Raw genomic sequence first — 22,887 nt, forward strand, 5'->3', positions numbered from 1 at the left:
GTTGGACGAATGACGGAGGTTGCGACCCCCTCGAGCGGGGTGACGGTCGGCGTGATCGGACTCGGCGCCATGGGCGCCCCCATGGCGCGGCACCTGGCCCGCGAGCACGGCACCGTGCACATCACCGCCCGGCGCCCGCGCCCCGACCTCGTGGCCGACGGTGCCGTCCAGCACGACGACGCCGCATCGCTCGCCGCCGTCGCCGACGTCGTGCTCCTCATGCTGCCAGATCTGCCCGAGGTGGAGGAGGTGCTCGCGGGCGGGCTGCTCGCGGGCGACCGCCCCCTGCTGCTGCTCATCGGCTCCACCTCGTCCGCGCCCGGCGTCCGCGCGCTGGCGGAGCGCCTCGACCGCGAGACCGGCGGCCGGGTCCGCGTCGCCGACACCCCCGTCTCCGGCGGCGACGACGGCGCGATCGCCGGCACGCTGTCGATCATGATGGGCGGAACCGAGGAGGACTGCGCCCTCGCCGCGGCGGTGCTGGCGCCCTGCGGCACCCCGGTGCGCCTCGGGCCGCTCGGGGCGGGACAGGTCGCGAAGGCCTGCAATCAGCTGGTGGTCGCCGCCACGATCGCCGCCCTGGGCGAGGCGACGGTGCTCGCCGACCGCTCCGGAATCGACCTGGGCACGATGTGGGACCTGCTCGGCGGGGGCTACGCCGCCTCGCGCCTACTGGACACGCGCAAGGAGAAGCTGGTCAGCGGCGACGACACCCCGTCGGGAATGGCGAAGTACCTGCTCAAGGACCTGCGGTCGGGCGCGGAGGTCGCGGCCGCCACCGGTACGGAGGCAGCCCTGCTGCCCGCCCTGCTGGCCGAGTTCGAGGAGATCGTCGCCGCGGGGCTGGGCGAGCGCGACATGTCCGTGACGCGGCGGTTCGTGGCCGAGCGGAAGCCGGGCGGAGCCGGCCGGGGCTGACGGCTCACGGCTCACGGCTCCGTGGGGATCTGCCAGGTGCCGTTGGACGAACAGCTGAGCACGAAGCCCTGGTTACGCTCGAGCGCGAGCTTCCCGAGGGGGTATCCGGCGCAGCTCTCGCCGATGCTGCCGCGGGCGTAGTCGCTGATGTCCGGGTCCGCGTGAGCGGGGGCGGCGGCCACGAGGAGGGCAACCCCGGCTGCGGAGGCAATCGTTGCGGTCTTGATGAATGTGCGCATTTCGCACCACCTTTCGTCCCTTCTCACGCTAGGAATCGCGACGTCGCGGCACATCCGGGCCGATCCCCCAGCTTTCGGCGCGACGCCTCAGGGCTGATCCCCTAGTCCGTTCGGGGGACGCCCCACATAGCCGCTCGTTGCATTCGCAACACCCGGTCGTGAGACCCTCTCCCCCGACTGCGATAGTGACCGCCATGACGAGGTGCTCATCGCCGCGGCCGGCGCGCGGCCCGAACCGCCGACCGCGACGGTGGACGGCCGGTGCCGTGCTGGCCTGCGCGCTGCTGCTCGCCCCGCTCGCACCCGCGGCGACCGCGGCACCGTCGTACCTCGACCTGCCGATGCCCAACCGCGACGCCTCCGTCGCGCCGGGCGGGGTGCATCCCGCGCTGCCCACGACGAGTGCGCCGCTGGGCCGGGCTCTCGCCGCCGCGCGCGCCGCCGGCACCGCGCCCCGGCGGTACGCCGCCCTGCTGCAGCAGTACTGGCTCGTGCGCGCCACCGAGCGCGCCGGGATCGACTTGGCGGGGTGGGATCCGCGCGCCGGGGTGGCCGCGAACTACGGCAATCTCAACCGCTCGTACGCGTTGTACGAGCGGCTGCAGCTCGAGCACCGGGAGCTGCGCTGGTCGGGCCAGGGCGGGCAGGTCGGCGCCGATTTCGGCGGCGGTCTGCTGGACTTCGAACTCGGCGGCGGGGTGTTCGCGCTACCGGGCCTGCAGGCCGCGACGAACGCGCTCGCGACGGCGCTGGTGGATCGGCTCGGGCCGCAGGGCGTGGCCCTGCTTCCGGAGGGGCTCGCCGCGGTGCTCCGCGCGATGCGCAGCATCACGCCCCGGGACATCGCGTGGAGCACCGGAATGATCCTGGTGATGCAGAAGAACATCTTCTCGGACCTGATGCCGATGCACATCGCGTACGTCGATGGCGGGCTGCCCGCACTGGAGGAGATGCGGCGCGCCGGGCTGTTCGACGGCGCGATCATGGCCGCCTGGCGCGACGTCGCGTCGGGCGACGAGGCGCGGATCACGGCCGGCAACTCCGCACTCCTGCGCCGTGAGCAGCACGACAACATCGGCCGTCAGTGGGAGCAGGTGCGCCGCTATCGGGGCGACGTCGGCGAGGCCATCACCTACCTGTCGACCGTCGCGGGCTCACCGTCGGTGGCGGGCGTGATCCCGCCCCGCGAGTACCGGTCCGTGCGGTACCCGGTCACCACGCCCGACGGCCGCCGCGCCGTCGTGACCCTGCCGCTGCCGGACTGGAACTGGGCGGTGTTCGCCGATCGCTGGAGCTACATCACCGAGCAGCTGGTGCCGAAGTACCAGTGGGCGGTGCGCCACGACTGGCCGTCGCTGGAACGGATCTTCCGCACCCCGTACGAGGTGCAGATGCAGTCGCACCGCCCGCTGTTCCAGCTGCCGCAGCTCCTGCAGTCCGCGGTGAACGGGCTTCGCGTCGAGGTCGTCGGCTGACGCCGCTCGGTTCAGATGAGGCGGCGGGTCAGTTCGTCGGGCGCGTGCCGCAGCACGGCACCGAGCGGCGTCCACGGCCACGACGGGACGGCGGCCTCCTTGGGCTCGCGGTCGATCGCCTTGACGAGGGCCTTCACGCCGTCCTCGAGGGACGACTTCATGGACGTCTTCACGCCCTTGTTGATGTCGGTCTCGATGAACCCCGGCTTGATTACGGTGACCGTGATGTCGCTTCCCGCGAACTCCGCCTGCAGGCCCTCGCCGAGCGCCGTGAGCCCCGCCTTGCTGGCGGAGTAGGCGGCCTGCGCCTTCGGCATGCCGCGCTGACCGGCGATCGAGGAGATGAGCACGAGGTGGCCGCGACCCTGCGCGCGGAACACCTCGAGCACCGCCTCCGCCTGCGCGAGCGCACCGGTGAGGTTGGTCTGCACCGTCTCCAGGTTGGCGTGGGCCTTGCCGGTGCCAAGCGGTGCGCCCTTGCCGATGCCCGCGTTGATGATGGCGCGGTCGAGCCCGCCGAGCCGCTGCACCACGTCGTCGATCGCCACGGGCACGGCGGCGAAGTCCGTCACGTCGAGCCGGCCGATCTCCACGGCGCCCGCCCTGGGGCAGCTGGTCAGCTCCGCGCGCAAGGCCTCCAGCCGGTCGAGGCGGCGCGCGAGGAGCCCTACGTCCTCGCCGCGCTCCGCATACGTCCGAGCCATGCCTTCGCCGAGACCGGAGCTGGCTCCGGTGATGAGGATCCGCATTCCCCCACCATATCCACGCCGTGCGCGCACGGCCCGGTGGCGGCACCGTCGTGCGCGTCGCGGTCCGGGGCCCCGTGCGGCTCCCGATCGCCGGGCGCGTGGCCGTGCCCGCCGCCGCGGGCCAGCGCCGGGCCGCCCAGGCCGGTCCGGGCGAACACCTGGATGAGCGGTCCGACGCCGACCGCGTAGAGCACGGTGCCGATGCCGAGGGTGCCGCCGAGCAGGAAGCCCACGACGACCACCGCGACCTCCATCGCCGTACGCACCACCCGCACCGAACCCCCGGTCCGGGCGACCAGCCCCGTCATCAAGCCGTCGCGCGGCCCGGGCCCCATGCCCGCCCCGATGTAGAGCACGGTCGCGAAGGCGTTGAGCACGATGCCGCCGAGCATCATCGGGACCGCGACGACCAGCGCGGGGTTCTCCGGGAAGAGCGGCGCCATGGTGTCGAAGGCGACGCCGATGACGACCACGTTGGCGACGGTGCCGAAGCCCGGCTTCTGCCGGATCGGGATCCACGCCAGCAGCACCAGCGCGCCGATCACGATCGACGTCACCCCCACCGACAGGCCGATCCGCTGCGCGAGCCCCTGGTGCAGGACGTCCCACGGCATGTTGCCGAGGCCGGCGCGCAGGATCGCGACCATCGCCGTGCCGTACAGCCACAGGCCCACGAAGAGCTTCCCGAGTCGAATCATCATGACACTCACCCTGCTCGCAAGTGGCATGACAATCCATAGCCAGTTCTGAAATACTGGCCTCATGTTCCCCGCAACTGGCTCTGTCGGCGCGGCCGCCCTGGTGCGCCAGCTCGGCTCGTGGCGCCCCTCCGGCGCACGCCCGGCGTACCTGGCGCTCGCCGAGGCGCTGCGCCTACTGGTCCTGGACGGGCGGGTCCCCGTCGGGACCGCGCTGCCGAGCGAGCGCGCCCTCGCCGCACACCTCGAGGTCAGCCGCACGACGGTGACCGCCGCGTACGCCGAGCTGCGCGACAGCGGGCACCTGCAGTCCCGGCAGGGCGCGCGCAGCGTGCTCTCGCTGCCGCACGCCGTGCCGGCCGAGCCCGCGGACACCGGCCCCGAGGCCGACCTGATCCGGCTGAACATCGCGGCACCGTCGGCCCCCGACCAGATCGTGCACGACGGCTACCGGCACGCGCTCGAGTGCGCGCCGCCCTACCTCGCGGGGATCGGCCTCTACCCCGGCGGCGTGCGGGCGCTGCGGGAATCGATCGCGCGGCGGTACACCGACCGCGGGCTGCCGACCGACTCCGAGCAGGTGCTGGTCACCTCCGGCGCGCAGCACGCGCTGCGCGTCGTGCTGGACACGCTGGTGCACCCCGGCGACCGCGTGATCGTCGAGCAGCCCACGCACCACGGCACCATCCTCGCGCTGCGCCGGCACAATGCGCGGCCCGTCGCCGTGGGCCTGCACCCGGAGCACGGCTGGGACCTCGACCAGCTCGAAGCCGTCGTGAAGCAGCAGAATCCGCGGATCATCTTCACCATCCCCGACTTCCACAACCCGACGGGTCTGCTCCTCGACGAGGCCGGACGGCGGCGGCTCGGCGAGATCTCCGCGCGCTACCGGGTGCCCGTGGTGGTCGACGAGACGATGGCGGAACTGGCCCTCGACGTTCCCGCTCCCCCGCCCGTCGCGTCCTTCGCACCGCGCGGCGCCCGGATCATCACACTGGGATCCGCGAGCAAGACGATCTGGGCGGGCCTGCGGGTGGGCTGGATCCGCACCGAGACCTCCCCCGATTCACTCACCGCGGCGAGGTACGACATGGACCTCGCCGGCGCCGTCTTCGAGCAGCTCGCCGCCGGCTACGCCCTCGACCACCTCGCCGACTTCCTCCCCGGGCGGCTGGATTCGCTGCGGGTGGCGCGGACGGTCGCGCGGGACGCGGTCGCCGAGCACCTCCCAGGCGCGATGGTCTCCCCCGGCGTCGGCGGGCTGTGCCTGTGGGTGACGCTGCCGCGGCCCGTCGGGACCGCCACCGCCGCCGCGGCCGCCGCCCTCGGCGTGCGCATCGCCGCCGGCTCGGCCTTCGGGGTCGACGGTGCCCTCGAGCGCAACATCCGCATCCCCTATTCGCTGCCTCCCGACCAGTTGGCCCAGGCCATCGAGCTGGTGGGGGCGGCGTACCGTCGGGCGACGGGCGGCGCGACGATGCCCGATCTTGCGGGCCAGCTCGTCGTGTGACCTACGCGCCGCAGGCGGACGGGCGGGCACGCGCCCCGCAGAACGCCGCGTCATCGAACGTCGGTGCCGTGGAGATGATGTCGGCCTCGAGGTCGAGGCGCAGCTTTTCAGGCGATACGAGCGCGTAGGCGCTCGCCGGACGCACGCCCGTGATCCTCTGCTCCGCCATCACGGTGCCGGGACCCATGACCTCGGCGCCGGGGACGGCGACCTCGTTCTGGAGGACGAAGCCGTAGGAGACGTTCTCGATGCAGTTCACGCCGCTCTCGTCACAGAGGTCCTTGTAGTACCCCGTGCCCGTGCCGTCCGCGCGGATCGTGAGCCCACGCCCGTGCCCGCCGTACCAACCACGGAGCATTGAGGCACGCACCCGGGTGTAGTGGTAGCTCGTGCCGCGGTTCGGGATGGACAGCGTCATCGCCTCCCAGTCGATCGCGCCGATCAGCATGCGGGTGCGCGGGTCGCCCTCGGTCTGCAGGGCCGCGATCGTCCCGCCGGCGAATCCGGGCTCCGTCACGAGCTCCCACCGGTCGATGTTCACGACGCGGCCGGAGAAGTCGACGGTCTGCCGCGTGCCGTCGGGGAGGTAGCGATCCCACACTTCGGCGGGTTCCTCCGTCCGCACCCAGGTGCCGACGAGGAGGTCGCGGACGCGATCGAGGTCCTGCGTCGGCGCGGGCGCGGCCGACGCCGTCGATGACGCGGTGGGCGGCACCCAGTAATCGATGATCGGCTCCGCCGGCGAACATGCCGCCGTCAGTGCCGCCAGAAGCGACATCGCGACGATCTTCGTCTTCATGAAGAAATGGTAATGCAATCTGAATTCGCCTCGCGCACGGCTGCCGCGCCGGAGCCTCGATCGACGCCCGTACATTGTTCACGTGAACACTGAATTCACCGATCATCCGAACCCGCTCTTCGACCGGCGCTCAGGCAACTGGATCGTGTACCTCGCCCTGCTCTCCTGGATCGCACTCATGGCCGCGGCCGCGTGGGCCTGGGTCGCCGCGTCGGCACCCCGCGGGCTCACGTCGGCGATCATTCTCGCGACGTTCGTCGTCGCGACAGCGGGATGCATCGCGCAAGCGGTGGGAACCGGGAGTCAGCGCGACGGCAGGCCGGCGTATTACATCCTGCGCCCGGACAACACCTGGGCGCCGTACGTCTCCCTCGTCACCCCTAGGGCGACCGCCCTCGCACCGGTCGTCGGCACCCCCGTCGTGGCGGTTCTGGTCGCAGGCGTGTTCGTCCGCCAGGGCGGTCCGACGGTCGTTGAGGTCGTGGCGTTCGTCGCCTACGCACTGCTGGCGAACGGCGCACTGCTCGTGAGCCACCGTCACGCCGCCGCCTACCGGGCCGACCCGTCCGCGTGACGTCCGCCACAATCGCCACTCCCCGGAATCATCGGGACCACGGTCCGGTTGAACGTCAGCAGAACCGACGACCTCCGCTGGAAGGACCCCGACATGGGACAGAACAACACCGCACGTGACCTCGGACTCCTCGCCCTGCGTACCGCCGTCGGCGGCGCGCTGGCCTTCCACGGCGCGCAGAAGCTGTTCGGCGCCTTCGGTGGCGGCGGCCTCGACGCCACCGCCCAGGGCTTCGAGTCCATGGGCTTCGCACCCGGCAAGCCCAACGCCGCCCTCGCCGGCGCGGGCGAGCTGGCCGGTGCCGCCCTCGCGCTCGGCGCCGCGACCCCGCTGGCCGCGGCCGGCGGCGTGGGCGCGATGCTGGTCGCCGCCGAGGTCCACCGCCCGCAGGGCTTCGCCGCGCAGAGCGGCGGCAACGAGTACCCGATCACCCTCGGCGTCGCCGCCGCCGCGCTGGCCCTCACCGGTCCCGGCCGCTTCTCCGTCGACCACCTGCTGGGCGACCGCCTCAACAAGCCGTGGCTCGCCGCGCTCGCGCTGGGCGGCGCCGTCGCCGGCGGCGCGGTCACCATCGCCCGCCGCAACGCCGCACTCGCGCAGGCCGAGGCCGTCTCCCAGGAGATCGAGGACGAGGCCGCCGAGGGCGACTTCCTGCTCGGCGACTACGACCCGGAGACGGGCAAGAACGACGGCGCGGACAAGCTCATCAAGTAGTCCCGCCGCCGCGGCACTCACCGGCCGCGAATTGAACACGAATGCCGCCGGACCCCTCACCCAGGGTCCGGCGGCATCGTCATTGAGAGGGGCACCCGGTTCAGAATTTCCAGTTCTGCGGGGCCACACGTGTTCCAGTGCACGCGCGACTGCGCAGAACTCGACATCGTGAGCCGAACCGGCCCTATCGGAACAGACCGGCCCCCAGGAAGTCGTCCGCACCCCGCACCCCGGGGACGGCGAAGAAGTAGCCGCCGCCGAAGGGCGTCACGTAATCGGTGAGCGGCTCGTCGATCAGGCGCTTCTGCACCTCCTCGAACTGCGCCTCGACGTCCTGCTGGAAGCACAGGAAGACGTGGCCGCAGGCCATGTTGCCGTTCATGTCGAGCCCGAGGTCGTAGTTGTACGACCGGCGCACCAGGCGCTGCTTCTCCGTCTTCTCGCCCTCGCGCGGGTTCGCCAGGCGGATGTGCGAGTCCATGGGGATCACGTCGCCCTCGGGATCGGCGGCGAAGTCGGGCTCGTCGGTCTCGGCGGCGCCGTCGAGCGGGGCGCCGGAGTCGCGGCGCCGCCCGAACATGCCCTCCTGCTCGGCGATCGAGACGCGGTCCCAGAACTCGACCATCATCCGGATCAGCCGCACCACGAAGTACGTGCCGCCCGTCGCCCACGCGGGCTCGCCGCCACCCGTGACCCAGATCAGCTCCTCGGCCTGCGCGCCGACGGGGTTCGCGCTGCCGTCCTTGAAGCCCATGAGGTTGCGGGCGGCGCCCTCGGGCCGCGGCGGTGCGCCGTAGCCCTGCATCTTCCACCGCAGCTGCATCGCGCCGCGGGTGTGCTTCGCGATGTCGCGCAGCGCGTGGTGCACCGTGTCGGGGTTGTTGGCGCACAGCTGCAGCACCAGGTCGCCGTGCATCTGCGCGGGATCGGGCTGGTCGTTGGGGAACACCGTCATCGGCTTGAGCTTCGCGGGCTTGCGGCCGCCCAGCCCGAACCGGTCGTCGAACAGCGACGCCCCGACGCCGAGGGTGACGGTGAGCCCGTCGGCCGGGACCACCGGACCCAGCACCGCGCTGTCGGCGGGCGGCTTGCCCACCCCCAGGTTCGCCGGGGTGCCGCCCGCCGTGAGGAACCGCGCCCGGTCGGTGATGGTGCGCAGCAGCTGCTCCAGTCCGGCACGGTCCGGCGCGATCACGTCGAACGCCGCGACCATGAGCGCGGCCTGCTTCTCCGCCGGGGCGGGGGTCAGGATGCCGGACTGGTGCTCGCCCTCGAACGGGTAGGAATCGCGCACGGTCGGGCCCGAGGACTGTGCGGCGTCGCTGCGCGCACCCCCGGCCAGCACGCCGCCGACGGCGGCCACGCCCACGGCGCCGACCGCCGCGCCCTGCAGGAACTTCCGCCGCCCGGTCCCGGACTCCTCCGGCGCGGTCATCTGCTCATCGCTCATGCTTGGGGATCTCCAGGAGGTTGGGCACGGCGGACAGGGTCTCGAGGGCCTGCCCGACGGTGCCGTTGATCTTCTGCCGCAGCGCCAGCGCGGGCTGCTCGAGCGGCGGGTAGGTGCCGTCGGGCCGCTTGACGGCGTCGAGGGCCTTGACGATGTCGTCCAGCTCCCGGCGCGCCGTGGGCAGCAGGTCGGGCACGCGGGGCGCGAGCAGCGGCTCGAGGACGCGGAGCACGGCGCGGGTGGCCTCGACGTCGGCGGCGGTCGCGGCGTAGCCGGCGTGCGCGCCCTGGTCGCTGACGCCCGTGAGGTGGTCGCGCAGCGCGTCCTCGAGGATCTCCTGGGCGCGCTTGGTGAGCGTGATCGGGTCGCCCGCGATGTCGTCGGTGCGCAGGTCCGCGCGGACCTTCGTCAGGCCCTCGAGGGTCTTGTCGACCTGCGCGATCAGGGCGGTCGACGGTTCGCCGGTCCACAGCCCGTACTCGATCCGCCGGATGCCGGAGAACTCCGGATCGCGAACGCCGTCGGCGAAACCGTCGGGCAGGCCGGCGACGGCCGTCCCCGCCTCGCCGAAGCTGTTGTACGAGGCGCCGACCTTCTCCCAGGCGGTCATGGCGTCGAGCCACGCGGCCTTGGCGCCCGCGGTGTCGCCGCCGCCGAGCGCGGCCCGCACGCGGTTCAGCGCCGACTCGACGGCGGGCAGCACCGTGAGCACGTAGTCCTGGTACTTCGCGTTGGCGCCGTCGAGGTCGTCCTTGGTGACCCGCGCGACGGGCTTCGGCGCATCGCCCCCGCCGCCGGTCACGGTGAACTGCTCGGAGCGGGTCTCCTTCTGGCCGGCGAGGTAGCAGACGAACTGGTAGCCCCCGTTGCCCAGCGTCGCCGACAGGTCGGCGGTGGTGGCGGGGCCGAGGGTCTCGATCTCGCCGACGACGGCGTCGCCGCTGTCGACCAGGGTGATCTCGCCGGATTTGCCGGACTTGTTGGTGACGGTGATGCGCTGCTGCCCGGCGGAGGCGCCGGTGAAGCCCTTGGCGCAGTCCGCCTCGGTGACGGTGACCGCGCCCGCGGCGGCCGGCTTGCCGGGCAGGATCGCGATGATGAGGCCCGCGACCAGCAGCGGCACCAGCACGACGACGGCGGCCGCGAGGCCGGTGCGGGTCCCGGCGAGGCGGGCCGCCCAGGCCTCGAAGCGGCCCTTCTCCTCGGGCGTCGCCGGCGCGGGCGTCGTGCCGAGGAAGATCCCCAGCACGATCACCAGGTAGGCGAGCCACGCGAACACCTGCAGCACCGTCATCTTCGGGGCGAGGTTGGTGATGCCGCCGATCAGCGCCACCCACCACGAGTCGGTGCTGATGCTGCCGGTGAGGTCGAAGGCGATCCAGGTGCGGCCGGGCAGGACGCCGGCGTTCTGCAGGTCACCGAGGCCGTAGGCGAGGACACCCGCGGCCACGACGATGAGCAGGATCGCGGTGTACCGGAAGAACGTCGCGAGGTTGAGCCGCACGGCCTGCCGGTAGAGCAGCACGCAGATCCCGAACGCGACCGCGAGGCCGAGCGCGGCGCCGACCGCCGGGGCCACCGCGTCGCCCGAGGCGCGGGCCGCGGTCCACAGGAACAGCGTGGTCTCCAGGCCCTCGCGCGCGACGGCGAAGAACGCGGTGAGCACCAGCGCGCCCGCGCCGAGCACCATCGCGGTCTCGACGTCGGCGCGCAGCCCCTTCGACAGCGACGCGGCGGTGCGCCGCATCCAGAAGATCATCATGGTCACGAGCAGCACCGCGAGCACGCTCAGCACACCCGCGACGACCTCGCGTGCGGTGGCCGACAGCTCCGACGTGGTGAAGGTCAGCACCGCACCGAAACTCACCGACAACGAGGCCGCGCCCAGCGCGCCCAACCACACCGGCACCCGCGAACCGCCCGACTTCTTCACGGCGGCGAGCAGGATGCTCACGATCAGTCCCGCTTCCAGGCCTTCACGCAGGCCGATGAGGAAGTTCGGGACGGCATCACCCCAGTTCATGCCTATTAAGGTAAGGCACGCCTGCCTGTCGACGCCAAGCGATGCCTACCCTCAGGGCGGTTTCGCCTATTTCAGGAGTTTGGACATCCGACGGTCCGCCAGCACCTTGCCGCCCGTCTGGCAGGTGGCGCAGTACTGGAACGAGCGGTCGGCGAACGAGACCTCACGCACCACATCGCCGCAGACGGGGCACGGGCTGCCGGTCCGGGCGTGCACCTTCATGCCCGAGCGCTTCTCCGCCTTGAGCGTGGCGACGTGCTGCCCGACGGACCGCTCGACCGCGTCCTCGAGCTCGGACCGCATGGCGGCGTACAGGGCGTCGACCTGCGCCTCGTCGAGCGACTTCGCCGCCGCGAAGGGCGAGAGCTTGGCGGCGAAGAGGATCTCGTCGGAGTAGGCGTTGCCGATGCCGGCGATCGTGCGCTGGTCGCGCAGCAGCGTCTTGAGCTGCGCCCGCGAGCCGGCGAGGATCGCGGCGAACTCGTCGCGGGTCACGTCGAGCGCATCCGGGCCGAGCGTCGCGACCATCTCGATCTCCTGCGGATCGTGCACGATCCACACCGCGAGCCGCTTCTGCGTGCCCGCCTCCGTGAGGTCGAAGCCCTCGCCCGGCGGCCCGACGTGCACGCGCAGCGCGATCGGCGACTTACCGCCGGGTTTGAGCGGCGTCGGCGAGAGCTTCTCGGACCAGCGCAGCCACCCGGCGCGCGAGAGGTGCACGACGAGGGCGAGCGCATCGTCGCCCTTCCGCGCATCGAGGACGAAGTACTTGCCGATCCGGCGGGTGCCGGTCACGGTGGCGCCGACCAGGTCGTGCGGGCCCGGCGCATAGGTCTTGAGCACGGACAGCGCCGCCACGTCCACCCGGCGCACCTGCGTGCCGACGGCCTTGGCGGCCACGTAGTCCGCGATCGCGGCGATCTCGGGAAGCTCCGGCATGACCCCACTCTAGGGTGGGGGTATGACGTTCTTCGGCCGTTCCGACGGTGGCGCCCTGTCCGACATCGAGCTCGCGGCCGAGATCGCCGACGGTGCCGGGCGGATCCTGCAGGCCATCCGGCACGGTTCGCTGCTCGACGACGGGGTGCTGGGCGACACCGGCGACCGGCTCGCGCAGGCCTGGATCGCACGGGTCCTGCGCCGGCACCGGCCGCACGACGCGGTGCTGTCGGAGGAGGCGCCGGACTCCACGCATCGGCTCACCGAGGACCGGGTGTGGGTCATCGACCCGCTCGACGGCACGCGGGATTACGCGGCACACCGCCCCGACTACGCCGTGCACGTCGCGCTCACCCAGGGCGGGCAGCCCGTGCACAGCGCGGTCTCGCTGCCCGCGATGGACCGGGTGTTCCGCTCCGACACCGTGACCGCGCCCACCGGCGCACTGACGGGCAACCTCGCCCTGTCGCGCAGCCGCGCGACGCCCGGCATGTTCCGGGTCGCGGACGCGCTGGGCCTCACGCCGGTCTCGCTGGGCTCCGCCGGGGTGAAGACGATGGCCGTCGTGACCGGGCAGGTCGACGTCTACCTGCACGCGGGCGGCCAGTACGAGTGGGACTCGTGCGCGCCCGTCGGGGTCGCGCGGGCCGCGGGCCTGCACTGCTCGCGCCTCGATGGCAGCGATCTCACCTACAACAACCCCGATCCCTACCTCCCCGATCTCGTCGTCTGCCGCCCCGAGCTGGCGGAGAAGGTCCTCGACGCGCTGAACTGAACCGATGAGCGGGTGGACGGGGACTGTGCACCTCGGTGTCGGCGCGCTGGCCTACGACGGCCCCGTCGGGACGACGGGGCGGCACCGGCATGCGGCGTGGCAGTTCCTCGCGCTGCGGTCCGGGACGGTCACCGTCACCGTCTGGCCGCCCGACGGTCCGCCGCAGGGCCGAGAGGGGCTGACCGCCTTCGTGATCCCGGCGGGAACTGTGCACGCGATCGGCCCGGTCGCGCCGGACGCGGCGGGGATCACCGTCTACCTCGATCCCGACGCGGTGCCGACAACGCTCCCCGAGGCGCCCACGGAGGCCGAGCTGCGAGCGCTGGCGACGGCGCGGGACCGGCTGCGGCCGGTGCATCCGTACGTGCGGTCGGCACTGGATGTCGTGGCGCGGCGGCGGTCCGAGGCGCTGTCGCTCACCGTCGTCGCCGCGGAGATCGGGGTGTCGGCCTCGCACCTGAGCCGGCTGTGGCGCCGCGACCTGGGCCTCGCCTTCCCCGCCTGGGTGCGCTGGTCGCGCCTGCGCGCGATGGCCGAGCGGGTACGGGACGGCGCGTCGATCACGGACGCCGCACACGCCGCGGGCTTCGCGGACGGGGCGCACGCCAGTCGGGTCTGCCGGGAGATGTTCGGGTTATCGCCGCAGCAGCTGCTGGTGGCTCTGGGCTGATCGGATCGATCCGTTCAAGCCCCGCAGCGCGCCCTGCGGCGAGGGTGGACGGCATGAAGAACCTTCTCCGCTACGGCTATCCGCTCCTCATGCTGGTCGGCGTGAACGGCACGATCATCGCGCTTGCCGGCTCGGGCGCCCCGAAGCTCACCCTGATCGGCGTGGTCCTGGCCGCCATCGTCCTGTCGTTCGCCGCCGAACGGGCCGTCCCCTACGAGCGGGACTGGAACCGCTCGCACGACGACGCGGGCCGCGACGTGGCGCACGTCCTGGTCAACGAGTCGCTGATGCTCGCCTCGCTGGCGGTGATCCCACTGGTGGCAGGGGTGCGCGGCCCGGGCTCGTGGTGGCCGCACGCGCTGCCGTTCTGGGCGCAGGTGCTGCTCGCGGTGGTGGTAGCCGACCTGGGAATCACGGTGGTGCACATGGCGAGCCATCGGTACGGCTGGCTGTGGCGGCTGCACGCGGTGCACCACAGCATCACCCGGTGCTACGGGCTCAACGGACTGATGAAACATCCCCTGCACCAGACGCTGGAGACGCTCGGCGGGGTGACGCCACTGCTGGTCCTGGGGATGCCCGTGCCGGTCGCCTCGGCGCTGGCCGCGATGGTCGCGGTGCAGTTGCTGATGCAGCACTCGAACGCCGACTACCGGGTGGGGCCGCTGCGGTCCGTGCTCGCCCTCAACGAGGGGCACCGGTTCCACCACCAGCGCGAGGCGGGGGCGGGTGATGTGGACTTCGGCCTGTTCACCCTGCTCTGGGACCACGCATTCGGCACCTACGTGCTCGATCGCCGGCGCCGGTTCACCAGCGCCGACCTCGGCATGGCCGCCAAGCCGGACTATCCGACGGCGTACCGCGCGCAGCTCGTCGTGCCGTTCACGGCGGCCGGTGGCTGCGGGGAAATGGGCCCGCTGCCGCGCCGGACGGTGCGGCAGCGAATTCAGTCGGCGGGGCGGCGGAGCAGGTAGACGTCCATGATCCAGCCGTGCTCTGCGCGGGCCTCGGCGCGGGTGCGGGCGATGCGCTCGCCCACCTCGCCGACGGGGCCGTCGATCAGGATCTCCTCGGGCGTGCCCAGGTAGGCGCCCCAGTAGATGTGGTCCGTGGGTTCGGCGGTCTCGCGGAAGGTGCAGTCGGCGTCGAGCATCACGACGGTGTTGCGGCCGTCGTCCTCGGGCAGGCGCCGGCCGGTGGTGATGTGGATCGGCTCGCCCACCCGGTTGAGCAGGATCGCGTGCGCGGCGGTCAGGGCCTGGACGCTGGTGATACCGGGGATCACCTTCGGTACCAGCGGGAGCGTGCGGGCCACGCGCTCGACGACCCGCAGCGTCGAGTCGTACAGCGACGGATCGCCCCACACGAGGAAGCCGGCGTTCCCGCCGTCCGGCACATGCTCCGCGATGGCCGCGGCCAGCGCCCGCGCCCGGGCGTCGTGCCACTCGGCGACGTTGGCGGCGTAGGCACCGTCGGGCCGGGAGGCGCCGCGCTCGGCGGACCGGTCCCGCGGCGGGTCGGGCACGAGCACGACGGGGGTGTCGGGCGCGTGCCGGTCGACGATCTCCTGCCGGATGCCGGTGAGCGTTCCCGCGTTCGGCTTGTCGAGGACGAACAGGGCGTCGGCGGAGCGCATCGCCTCGATCGCGCCCACGGTGACGTGCCCCGGGTCACCGGCACCGATGCCGATGACCAGCGCCGTGCGGGTCACGCGATCGGCTCGCTGTACATGTTCAGGGTGGCGGTGAGCAGGTCGATGCGGTTCTGCTTGAGGGTCGCGTTGTCCGGGTCGATGACGCAGTACGAGGCGGTCCCCTCGTGCACGGCGAGCAGGGCGTAGCCCAGCGCCTCGGGCTTGGTCACGCGGCGGCCGGCCGCCTCGAGCACGTGCATCACGGTGGGGATCATGTTCGCCAGGAGCATCTGCTGGGCGTCGCGGACCGTCTGATTGAGCTCCGGCGTGCGGGTGCACAGCGCCACGAAGTCGCCGTTCACGCGCTGCCAGCGCTCGTTGACCGGGATGGCGCGGACCGCCATCTCGATGAGCTTGCCGTAGTCGGCGCCCTGCACCACGTAGGTGTCGACGACCTTCGCCATGACGTCCATGATCCACTGCACGTGGAACCGCCAGACCTCGATGAACAGCTCCTCGAGGCTGGTGAAGTTGGAGTAGAACGCGCCGCGCGTGAAGCCCGCCGCCTCGCACACCATGGTCACGTTCGTCGAGCCGTAGCCGTGCTGCGCGAACACCAGATAGGCCGCCCGGATCAGTCGCCGACGGGTCTTCGCGCGCCCCTTGGGGTCGTCCGTCGGTTGCAGCGCCGCGGTCATCCGGCCGTCCCCGTGGGACAGAATTCGCGTCGCTGTGTCATCGGCTCAGTGTACCCGTCGGTAGCCACGCCTTCAGCAGTACTTCAGCGACCGCCAACCGCGACGCCCTAGCGTTGTGGGCATCACGTCGTAGGAGGTCCGCAATGCCCGATTCACCGCCCGCATCCGCACCCGGCGCGACCCGGATCGCCGGGCTCTGCCTCGCCGTGCTGGGCGCCGTCGGTTTCGCCGCCGCGACCTTCACCACCTGGTACCGGGTGACCGCGCCCCTGCCCGACATCGCCCGGTTGGGCGATCTGCCCTCCGAGATCGAAGCCAGGATCAACGGGATCGGCACGGTCACCATGCCCGCGTACGGCAACCTCGACGTCTCCTCCTCGGTGCCGAACGACGTGGCGTGGGGCGGATGGGCCGCGATCGTGCTCGCCGTCGCGACGGTCGTCACCGCGGCCGCCGCGGCCCTCGGCCCGGCGCGGTGGCGCCCCGCCGGCGCGTGGGGCACGCTCGCCGGCGGCGTGCTCGGCGCCGCCCTGGGGCTGTACGCGCAGCTCGTCCCCGTCGGAACGCAGCCGGTGTCCGTCGGCGGCTTCACCCTGCAGGTCGACACCGCCGCCTCGGTCGGGCCGCCCGTCGTGTGGATCGCCGCGCTGCCCGTGCTGCTCGGCGCGGTGCTGCTGGATCGGGCCCGACGGTCCGCCCCCCGCCGCGCAGCAGGCCCCGTCGGCGCCGCAGCCGCCGTCGTCGCCCTTCGGCCCCGTCGCCGGGGCACCCGCGTTCACCCCGCCCGGCTCCCCGACACCCGGCTCCCCGGCCGCCGCCGCGGGGGTGCCCGGCCCCCACGTGCCCGGGCCGCCGATGCCTCCCGCCCCGATGCCGGGCGCGCCGATGCCCCAGGCACCGTCGAACCAGCAGGTCCCGGCGGACGCGGGGTGGGCGCGCCCCGTCGCACCGCCGATGCCGGCGCAGGCGCCGCCCCCGCTCCCCGCACCGGTGCCCGCGGAGCAGACCCGCACCGCGGTCGCGCCGGTCGCACGGCGGCGGCCGCAGCCCGACTGGGACCGGAACTGGCCCGGCACGGTGCCGCCGAAGCCGGGACCGCCCACCCCGTCGGAGCAGCACACCCAGGTGGTCAAGCGGCCGCCGCGACCGGTGAAGGTGTCACCCAAACCCGAGACCGGGACGCTGCCCCGCCGCGATCCGCGGTTCGACAGCCCCACGCAACCCTGAGATCCGGGGGTCAGCCCTCCAGCTCGGCGACGCGGGCGCGCAGCCGGTCGATCTCGGCCTGCAGTTCGGCCTCGCGCTCCGCCGCCACCTTCTGATAGGCCTCCCCCAGCTGCTTGATGTACTCGCGGTCGAAGCGCGGGATGATGCTGCGCTGGCAGTTCCAGTCGAACGCCTCGACGGCGATCTCGATCACCCGGCGGTCCTCGGTCTCGCGGACCGTGCCGCGCCCGAACACCTTGAGCCGCACCCGCCGCGGGTAGTCGACGAAGAACATGGCGAGCCGGTCGTCGCCCGCGAGGTTGCCCAGCGTGACGAACTGATTGTTGCCCGGAACGTCGATGAAGCCCAGCCGCCCCGTCGCCGGGTCGTGCTGCACGAAGCCCGCCGGGCCGCTGCGGTACTGCAGATAGGGCCAGCCCTGCGGGGTGATCGTGGCGAGGCAGAACTGGTCGGCGCGGGTGATCATGAGCAGCTCGCGGTCGGTGAGCGCCTGCGGACCGTCGTCGCCGCGCTCGAGCTGCCGGCCGTAGGCCACGTAACTGCCGTTGCGGCGCTGACGCTCCAGGGCGTCGTCGCCGAAGACCAGGTGGTGGTAGTGGTTGTTCGGCACGGCTTCACGGTAGCGCGCCCCGCTAGGATGGCTCCTCGTGGCGGACGAGATCGTGATCTACACCGACGGCGCGTGCCTGGGAAACCCCGGGCCCGGGGGCTGGGGCGCGGTGCTGCGCTTCGGCGAGCACCAGAAGGAGCTGTACGGCGCCGAGAAGGACACGACGAACAACCGCATGGAGCTCATGGGCGCCATCTCCGCCCTGGAGGCCATCACGCGACCGCTGCCGGTGGTGCTGTACACCGACAGCTCGTACGTGAAGAACGGCATCACCAAGTGGATCGCCGGCTGGAAGCGCAACGGCTGGAAGACCGCCGCCAAGCAGCCGGTGAAGAACGCCGAGCTGTGGCAGCGCCTGGACCAGGCCGCGGCGCGTTACGACATCGACTGGCGCTGGGTGAAGGGACACGCGGGCAACGAGGGCAACGAGCTGGCCGACCAGCTGGCCTCCCGCGGCGCGCAGGAGGCCCGGGACGCCTAGCCGCGCTCCGAACGTCGAGTACTGCGGCGCAGGACAGGTCCCTGCGCACCTCGATGGCCCGAGAACTCGACGGTGGGAAGCAATCGCCGCTTCGCCGGCTTCGCCGCGGGGCGCAACCGCGGCGGAGCGTCGGCCGTGCGAGCGCGGACCCGCGTGCCCGGGGCGGCGACCGGCGGCACGCCGGGATCGGCGAACCGGCGGGTCCACTTCGTGCCGTTCCACCAGCGCATCCGCGCGGCGCCCTCGGGATCGGGATACCAGCCGGCGGGGGCGACGGGCGGCGGCAGCTCGGCCCTGCGCGGCAGTGGAAGGCCCCCGGGGACGCGGGCCGCGGGCAGTTTCAGCACGGGCACCCGACGAGCGGCGGCCGGCGGGCGGCGGGTCCGCGCCGGTGCGACGCTGACCCGCACCGGCCCGACCTCGGTGCTCGCGCGTATCGCCATACCCGGATCATGCCCCGATCAGGCCGCGCTGAGCTCCAGAATCGCGATCTCCGGGGGCGCGGCGACGCGCACCGGCGGGCCCCACGCCCCGGCACCGCGGCTGGTGTAGACGGGCATGCCGTCGACCGATTCGAGTCCCTGCAGCGCCGGCTGCTGCAGCGTCACGAGGTACCGGAAGGGCCAGATCTGCCCGCCGTGCGTGTGGCCGGCGACCTGCAGATCCGCTCCGCGCGCGGCGAACTCGCGGCCCTGCAGCGGCTCGTGCGCGACGGCGAGCACGAACTCCGACCGCTGCACCCCTTGGAAAGCCGCGTCGTAGTCCGCGGCGAGCGGCGGGCTGCCCTTGCGGTCGTTCACGCCGACCACCGTGATCGCCGACCCGCCGTTCGCGCCGTCGCGCCACAGCTGCACCGACTCGTTGGTCAGCGGTCGCACCCCCACGTCGCGCCACCGCTGCACCCAGTTCACGGCGTCGCCCGCGTAGTACTCGTGATTGCCGGTCACGGCCAGCACGCCGAGCGGGGCGCGCAGGTCGCGCAGCGGTGCCAGGTCCTCGCCGATCTGCGCGACGGTGCCGTCGATGAGGTCGCCGCCGAGGATCACCAGGTCGGGCTCCTCGGCGTTGGTGCGGTCCACGACGTCCTGCACGAACGACCGCGTGCGCACGGGCCCGGCGTGGATGTCGGTGATGAGCGCGACCTTCACCGTCTCCAGCACCGCGGGCATCGACGTGAGGCGGATCTGCGTGTGCGTGACCCGCGGCGTCGCGGCCTCGACCAGCCCGTACAGCGTGGCGCCGACGGCACCGACCACGCCCACCAGCGCGACGACCCGGCGTAGCGGCGCACCGTCGAACCCGGGCCGGACCAGCCGGATCAAGCGGGTGAGCACCCACAGCACGCCCAGCACCAGCAGGGTGAGCAGCAGGTAGAAGACCGTCGCGAGCCAGGTGAGGCCGGCGGCGCTGATCCAGCGCACGCGGTCCGGGTCGATGCGGCCGTTGCCGGCCAGGAGGCCGACGGGCGCGGCGAGCGTGAGCAGGACCGCGATCGCCACGGCGGCGGTGCCGGCGGCGCGCGCCGGACGGGCGCCCCAGCGGCGCACGACGCGCCACTGGACCAGGGCCAGCGCCCCGACAGTGACGATGAGAACCACGATGACGCCGGTGGGCACGCGCGTCTCCCCCTCGTGATGATGCAAACCCGGACATCCGAATGTACCCGGCGGGGGTCTCCTGGCTACACTCGTGCCGCACGCCCTCGTAGCTCAGTCGGATAGAGCGGATCTCTCCTAAAGATCAGGTCGCAGGTTCGATTCCTGTCGGGGGCACTCCGCGCGCGACGTCTACTTGGCGCGCTTGGCGACCGCGTTGACGAAGTCCGCGAGCATCTGCTGCTCCGTATCGGCCGACTGGGCGGTGCCGCCGGTGGCGTCCGCGATCTTCTTCAGCGCCGGCAGGTCGGCGTCCTTGCTGATGCCGACGGTGTGGATGTTCACCGGCCGCGCCGGGTCGACGAGCTTGCGCAGCTCGGCCACGAGCTGGTCGAGGGTGGTGCCGCCGTCCTTCTCGTTGCCGCCGTCGGTGAGCAGGATCAGCGAGTTGGAGTAGGCCGGGTCGAAGTCCTTGACGGCCTGCCGGTAGGCGGCCAGCGTCGTGTCGTAGAGGCCGGTGCCGCCGCGGACGCGGCCGGGCAGCGAGTTCACCCCGTCGAGCAGTGCCTGCCGCTGGGTCTTGTCCCCCCGCTTGTCGGACAGCCGCGCGGTGGGCACGACCTCGGTCCAGTCCTTGCCGCCGTTCGTCGCGAGCGCGAAGGTCCACAGGCCGACGGCGTTGGCGTCGGGGATCTGGGTGACCACCTTGGTGAAGCCCGATGCGAGCATCCCGATGCGGGTGGTGTCCCCCACCTTCTCGTCCATCGACCCCGAGGTGTCGACGACCACGAGCGCCTTCAGCGGCACCGCGAGGGTGGAGTAGGTCTGTTCGGCGCGCGTGAGCCGGGAGCGATCGGGGTCCGGGAGCGCGGTCACCGCGCCCACGCCGCCCGACGGTGCCTCCGCCAGCGTGGTGCCGCGCAGGCCGTCGCGGGCGAGGGCGGCGCGGCCGTCGTCGGAGGTGAAGGCGCCCGCGAGCCGCTCGCCGGCGTCGGTGGCGGCGGCCTTCCGGTCGCCGGTGGCGGCCACCGCGAGGAGCAGCTCGTCGCGGGGCGCGCCGCTCTTCGGCACGAGGGCCGCGAGGTCGCCGCGGGTCTTCTTCTCGGCGAGGTACGCGTACTCGGGGACGGCCACGACGCCGCCGTCCGCGGCCGCGGCCGCGACGGGGTCGCCGCTCACGCGCTTGGCCGCCTGGGCGTACTGGGCCAGCACCGAGTTGAGCGCCTGATCGTCGCTCCCGCCCGGGCGGGAGGCCTCGGCCACGGCCGCGGCGACGGGCGCCTCCGCGTAGGGGGAGTCCGCGGGCACGGCGCGGATCGTGGCCTGCGTCATCGCCTCGGCCCAGCTCGCGGGCTGCGGGACGGCGGCGCCCGCGAGGACGATCGGGGATCCGGCCACGACGGTGGTCGGCAGCTCCCGGCCGAGCTGGGCGGACACGGCGTCGGCGCGCAGCCGCGACGGAGCGATCCACAGGTCGGCCGCGCCGCTCGCCAGCCGCCCGGCCGCCTCGCGATCCGGTGCCTCGCTGACCGCGAGGGTGGTGCACGTGCCGGAGGCGAGCGCCGCCTGCGAGCGGATGGCGGGCGCGAGCGCCGGGTCGGCCAGCACGGTCACGGTGCGTTGTTCCCCGCAGCCCGCGAACCTGCCGCCGACGATGGCGACCAGCCCGGCCACGAGGACCGCGACGAGCGCGGCGCCCACGAGGAGCCGCGCGACGTTCCGCCCGCGCGGCTTCTCCGCGGCCGGGTCACCCGGCGCGTAATGACGACCCATGTGTGCGGTGCCGCTCTCTGCGAGGTGGTGCTGGTGGGGTTACTTCTGCTCGCCGCCGGCGACGAACTTCTTCGCGGCGTCCTGCGCCTTGTCGACCTGCGCGGCGAACTTGCCGTCGGTCTTGCCGTCGACGAAGTCGCCCGCCTTGTCGATGAGGTTCGGGTTCTTGCCGAGGGCGTCCTTGGCCTTGTTCGCGAGGTCCTTGAAATCCATGCGTGACAGGCTAGCGGACCGTCGACCACCAGTCGTGCGGACCAGGTGCGATCCCACCATCGGCGGCCGCGCGGGCACCGTCGACCCGGCCGCCCGGCATGGGGACGATCGTGGCCACCCCGGCCTCCTCCGCGGCGGCGAGCAGCCGCTCGACGGGCTCGGACCAGTCGTGGAAGGCGAGGTTGAAGGTGGCCCAGTGCACGGGCACGAGCGGGGCGCCGGGCTTGGCGATCATCGCGTGGATCGCGACGGCCTCCTCCGGGTTGGTGTGCACGTCGGGCCAGAGCGGGTCGTAGGCGCCGATCGGCAGCAGGGTGAGGTCGAACGGGCCGAAGTGGTCGCCGACCAGCTTGAACCGCTCCGTGAAGCCGGTGTCGCCGCCGAAGAAGACGGAGTGCTCCGGCCCGACGAGCGACCAGGACGCCCACTGCGTGGAGTTGCGGGTCAGGCCGCGGCCGGAGAAGTGCCGGGCCTCGGTGCACACGACCTTGAGGCTCTTCCCGTCGCGGGTCAGCGTGTGCGCCTGGTCCCAGTCCAGCTCGACGATCCGGTCCTCCGGCACGCCCCACGCGCGCAGGTGGCCGCCCACGCCGATGGGGACGCAGAAGGGCACGTCGCGGTCGCGGGTGAGCTCGTCGATGGTGGGGAGGTCGAGGTGGTCGTAGTGGTCGTGGCTGATGATGACCGCGTCGATCTCCGGGAGCGCGCTGAGCGCGACGGGCACGGGGTGCAGCCGCGCGGGGCCGATCGTCGGCGACGGGGACACCCGCTCGCCCCAGACGGGGTCGGCGAGGATGCGGAAACCGTCGACCTCGATGAGGACCGACGAGTGCCCGAACCAGGTGACGGCGAGGTCGGAGGCCTGGTCGGGCGCGGGGACCGCGACCAACGGGATCGGCTTCGACGGACGGCCCTGCCCGTGCCGGGCGCGGCCGACGACGCCGCGGGCGATCTTCCCGGCGTCGAAGCGCTCGTGCGGGCTGTCCGGGTCCGAGTTGGTGTAGACGGTGTCGACGCGGGCGCCCATCGAGCGACGCAGGCCCCGGCCGGCGCGCACGAGCGTGCCGCCGGTGACCCCCGCGAGCGCGCCCGCCGCGAACGTCGCGACGGTCCTCAGCCGCATG

25 protein-coding genes and 1 tRNA gene are annotated in these 22,887 nt (G+C 72.8%); 11 read left to right on the plus strand and 15 right to left on the minus strand.

Going from position 1 to position 22,887, the window contains the following annotated elements; genetic code table 11:
* Positions 1 to 9 precede the first annotated feature (9 nt).
* Positions 10 to 918, plus strand: a complete 909-nt coding sequence (locus tag ELY19_RS03395; protein ID WP_126194948.1) for an NAD(P)-dependent oxidoreductase — start codon at positions 10 to 12, stop codon at positions 916 to 918.
* 11 nt (positions 919 to 929) lie between these two features.
* On the opposite strand, the gene ELY19_RS03400 is transcribed toward ELY19_RS03395, so the two are convergent.
* Positions 930 to 1,157 carry a hypothetical protein gene (locus tag ELY19_RS03400; protein WP_126194949.1) on the minus strand — a complete coding sequence of 76 codons (228 nt, stop codon included), beginning with the start codon at positions 1,155 to 1,157 and terminating at the stop codon, positions 930 to 932.
* A gap of 194 nt (positions 1,158 to 1,351) precedes the next feature.
* On the opposite strand from ELY19_RS03400, the gene ELY19_RS03405 reads away from it, so the two are divergent.
* On the plus strand, positions 1,352 to 2,632 hold the full coding sequence (locus ELY19_RS03405) for a hypothetical protein (protein ID WP_126194950.1): 1,281 nt from the start codon (positions 1,352 to 1,354) through the stop codon (positions 2,630 to 2,632).
* An 11-nt stretch (positions 2,633 to 2,643) separates the two neighbouring features.
* On the opposite strand, the gene ELY19_RS03410 is transcribed toward ELY19_RS03405, so the two are convergent.
* Positions 2,644 to 3,381: an SDR family oxidoreductase gene (locus tag ELY19_RS03410; RefSeq protein ID WP_126194951.1), complete on the minus strand. Its 738-nt coding sequence runs from the start codon at positions 3,379 to 3,381 to the stop codon at positions 2,644 to 2,646.
* The gene (gene yczE / locus ELY19_RS03415) at positions 3,300 to 4,082 is read right to left on the minus strand and encodes a membrane protein YczE (RefSeq protein WP_227967158.1); all 783 of its coding nucleotides are present in this window, start codon (positions 4,080 to 4,082) and stop codon (positions 3,300 to 3,302) included. The genes ELY19_RS03410 and yczE overlap by 82 nt, the downstream gene beginning before the upstream one ends.
* Positions 4,083 to 4,143: 61 nt before the next feature.
* On the opposite strand from yczE, the gene yczR reads away from it, so the two are divergent.
* Positions 4,144 to 5,589, plus strand: a complete 1,446-nt coding sequence (gene yczR / locus ELY19_RS03420) for a MocR-like transcription factor YczR (protein ID WP_126194952.1) — start codon at positions 4,144 to 4,146, stop codon at positions 5,587 to 5,589.
* A 1-nt stretch (position 5,590) separates the two neighbouring features.
* On the opposite strand, the gene ELY19_RS03425 is transcribed toward yczR, so the two are convergent.
* A complete protein-coding gene (locus ELY19_RS03425; protein ID WP_126194953.1) occupies positions 5,591 to 6,388 on the minus strand; it encodes a hypothetical protein in 798 nt (265 codons plus the stop codon).
* Positions 6,389 to 6,470: 82 nt separating this feature from the next.
* Here ELY19_RS03425 and ELY19_RS03430 point away from each other — a divergent pair, with 82 nt between their 5' ends.
* Together ELY19_RS03430 and ELY19_RS03435 are read left to right on the plus strand one after the other, a co-directional pair.
* Positions 6,471 to 6,962 carry a hypothetical protein gene (locus tag ELY19_RS03430; protein WP_126194954.1) on the plus strand — a complete coding sequence of 164 codons (492 nt, stop codon included), beginning with the start codon at positions 6,471 to 6,473 and terminating at the stop codon, positions 6,960 to 6,962.
* 93 nt (positions 6,963 to 7,055) lie between these two features.
* Positions 7,056 to 7,676 (plus strand): DoxX family protein, encoded by a 621-nt coding sequence (locus ELY19_RS03435; protein ID WP_126194955.1) that lies wholly within the window; start codon positions 7,056 to 7,058, stop codon positions 7,674 to 7,676.
* A gap of 184 nt (positions 7,677 to 7,860) precedes the next feature.
* On the opposite strand, the gene efeB is transcribed toward ELY19_RS03435, so the two are convergent.
* The 3 genes from efeB to ELY19_RS03450 form a co-directional block, all read right to left on the minus strand.
* A complete protein-coding gene (efeB, locus tag ELY19_RS03440) occupies positions 7,861 to 9,126 on the minus strand; it encodes an iron uptake transporter deferrochelatase/peroxidase subunit (RefSeq protein ID WP_227967160.1) in 1,266 nt (421 codons plus the stop codon).
* Positions 9,116 to 11,149: an iron uptake transporter permease EfeU gene (efeU, locus tag ELY19_RS03445; protein ID WP_126194956.1), complete on the minus strand. Its 2,034-nt coding sequence runs from the start codon at positions 11,147 to 11,149 to the stop codon at positions 9,116 to 9,118. Before efeU ends, efeB begins: the two co-directional genes overlap by 11 nt.
* 66 nt (positions 11,150 to 11,215) lie before the next feature.
* Positions 11,216 to 12,088, minus strand: coding sequence for an Fpg/Nei family DNA glycosylase (locus tag ELY19_RS03450; protein ID WP_126194957.1), 873 nt, complete (start codon positions 12,086 to 12,088; stop codon positions 11,216 to 11,218).
* Positions 12,089 to 12,110: 22 nt separating this feature from the next.
* Here ELY19_RS03450 and ELY19_RS03455 point away from each other — a divergent pair, with 22 nt between their 5' ends.
* Genes ELY19_RS03455 through ELY19_RS03465 form a run of 3 tightly spaced genes read left to right on the plus strand, consistent with a single transcriptional unit; the run spans position 12,111 to position 14,507 of the window.
* The gene (locus ELY19_RS03455) at positions 12,111 to 12,863 is read left to right on the plus strand and encodes a 3'(2'),5'-bisphosphate nucleotidase CysQ (RefSeq protein ID WP_126194958.1); all 753 of its coding nucleotides are present in this window, start codon (positions 12,111 to 12,113) and stop codon (positions 12,861 to 12,863) included.
* A gap of 4 nt (positions 12,864 to 12,867) precedes the next feature.
* Positions 12,868 to 13,533 carry a helix-turn-helix transcriptional regulator gene (locus ELY19_RS03460; RefSeq protein ID WP_126194959.1) on the plus strand — a complete coding sequence of 222 codons (666 nt, stop codon included), beginning with the start codon at positions 12,868 to 12,870 and terminating at the stop codon, positions 13,531 to 13,533.
* Between the two features lie 53 nt (positions 13,534 to 13,586).
* Positions 13,587 to 14,507: a sterol desaturase family protein gene (locus ELY19_RS03465; protein ID WP_126194960.1), complete on the plus strand. Its 921-nt coding sequence runs from the start codon at positions 13,587 to 13,589 to the stop codon at positions 14,505 to 14,507.
* On the opposite strand, the gene cobF is transcribed toward ELY19_RS03465, so the two are convergent.
* Both cobF and ELY19_RS03475 read right to left on the minus strand, forming a co-directional pair.
* Positions 14,480 to 15,244 (minus strand): precorrin-6A synthase (deacetylating), encoded by a 765-nt coding sequence (gene cobF / locus ELY19_RS03470; protein ID WP_126194961.1) that lies wholly within the window; start codon positions 15,242 to 15,244, stop codon positions 14,480 to 14,482. The two genes, ELY19_RS03465 and cobF, sit on opposite strands and share 28 nt — an antisense overlap.
* Positions 15,241 to 15,864 (minus strand): TetR/AcrR family transcriptional regulator, encoded by a 624-nt coding sequence (locus ELY19_RS03475; protein WP_126194962.1) that lies wholly within the window; start codon positions 15,862 to 15,864, stop codon positions 15,241 to 15,243. Before ELY19_RS03475 ends, cobF begins: the two co-directional genes overlap by 4 nt.
* Before the next feature lie 143 nt (positions 15,865 to 16,007).
* Between ELY19_RS03475 and ELY19_RS03480 the strand changes: the two genes are divergently transcribed.
* On the plus strand, positions 16,008 to 17,186 hold the full coding sequence (locus tag ELY19_RS03480) for a hypothetical protein (protein WP_126194963.1): 1,179 nt from the start codon (positions 16,008 to 16,010) through the stop codon (positions 17,184 to 17,186).
* On the opposite strand, the gene ELY19_RS03485 is transcribed toward ELY19_RS03480, so the two are convergent.
* Entirely contained in the window at positions 17,102 to 17,701 is a 600-nt protein-coding gene (locus tag ELY19_RS03485; RefSeq protein ID WP_126194964.1) for a pyridoxamine 5'-phosphate oxidase family protein, read from the minus strand. The genes ELY19_RS03480 and ELY19_RS03485 overlap by 85 nt on opposite strands.
* Before the next feature lie 37 nt (positions 17,702 to 17,738).
* Here ELY19_RS03485 and rnhA point away from each other — a divergent pair, with 37 nt between their 5' ends.
* Positions 17,739 to 18,182, plus strand: a complete 444-nt coding sequence (gene rnhA, locus ELY19_RS03490) for a ribonuclease HI (RefSeq protein ID WP_126194965.1) — start codon at positions 17,739 to 17,741, stop codon at positions 18,180 to 18,182.
* Here rnhA and ELY19_RS03495 read toward each other — a convergent pair.
* Together ELY19_RS03495 and ELY19_RS03500 are read right to left on the minus strand one after the other, a co-directional pair.
* A complete protein-coding gene (locus ELY19_RS03495; protein WP_126194966.1) occupies positions 18,179 to 18,625 on the minus strand; it encodes a DUF2510 domain-containing protein in 447 nt (148 codons plus the stop codon). The genes rnhA and ELY19_RS03495 overlap by 4 nt on opposite strands.
* Before the next feature lie 18 nt (positions 18,626 to 18,643).
* Positions 18,644 to 19,798, minus strand: a complete 1,155-nt coding sequence (locus ELY19_RS03500) for a metallophosphoesterase (protein ID WP_227967162.1) — start codon at positions 19,796 to 19,798, stop codon at positions 18,644 to 18,646.
* Positions 19,799 to 19,880: 82 nt separating this feature from the next.
* Between ELY19_RS03500 and ELY19_RS03505 the strand changes: the two genes are divergently transcribed.
* A tRNA-Arg gene (locus ELY19_RS03505) sits at positions 19,881 to 19,954 on the plus strand.
* 15 nt (positions 19,955 to 19,969) lie between these two features.
* On the opposite strand, the gene ELY19_RS03510 is transcribed toward ELY19_RS03505, so the two are convergent.
* From ELY19_RS03510 to ELY19_RS03520, 3 genes are read right to left on the minus strand one after another with little or no spacing between them, the layout of a single operon-like run.
* The gene (locus ELY19_RS03510; RefSeq protein ID WP_126194967.1) at positions 19,970 to 21,550 is read right to left on the minus strand and encodes a VWA domain-containing protein; all 1,581 of its coding nucleotides are present in this window, start codon (positions 21,548 to 21,550) and stop codon (positions 19,970 to 19,972) included.
* A gap of 39 nt (positions 21,551 to 21,589) precedes the next feature.
* A complete protein-coding gene (locus ELY19_RS03515) occupies positions 21,590 to 21,763 on the minus strand; it encodes an antitoxin (protein WP_126194968.1) in 174 nt (57 codons plus the stop codon).
* 10 nt (positions 21,764 to 21,773) lie between these two features.
* Positions 21,774 to 22,886 carry an MBL fold metallo-hydrolase gene (locus ELY19_RS03520; protein WP_126194969.1) on the minus strand — a complete coding sequence of 371 codons (1,113 nt, stop codon included), beginning with the start codon at positions 22,884 to 22,886 and terminating at the stop codon, positions 21,774 to 21,776.
* Position 22,887: the final 1 nt, after the last annotated feature.

The organism is Tsukamurella paurometabola (assembly GCF_900631615.1).
Lineage (GTDB): Bacteria > Actinomycetota > Actinomycetes > Mycobacteriales > Mycobacteriaceae > Tsukamurella > Tsukamurella paurometabola_A.